The following is a 231-nucleotide window of genomic DNA, read 5'->3' as shown; positions in this document are numbered from 1 at the left end:
CGAGAGATTAAGTCCGGGGTCGACGAACCCACGACCATGTCAGACCTCCCGTCCGGCGAGGCCGACGGCGCCACGCCAGACACACCGCAGTCAGTCAGGGACGCCCTCGGCGCGCTCGCCGACGACCAACCCGTCCAGTTCCGCACCGAGTTCGGCGACGAGGGCCCGCGCGCCGGGGAACGCTACGAGTTCGGCGGCGTCGTCGACCGCGCAACCACCGACGCGCTCGGC

At 71.9% G+C, this 231-nt stretch carries 1 protein-coding gene; it reads left to right on the top strand.

The annotated features are described in order from the left end of the window. Positions 1-36 precede the first annotated feature (36 nt). Positions 37-231 (top strand): hypothetical protein (locus tag SM753_RS21230; RefSeq protein WP_323193011.1); only part of this gene is annotated, 195 nt, incomplete at its 3' end.

The sequence above is a fragment of the Halostella sp. PRR32 genome, from assembly GCF_034808085.1.
Classification (GTDB): domain Archaea; phylum Halobacteriota; class Halobacteria; order Halobacteriales; family Natronoarchaeaceae; genus Halostella; species Halostella pelagica.
The sequence above is the reverse complement of the archived record's forward strand: the minus strand, read 5'-3'. Positions and strand labels throughout refer to the sequence as shown.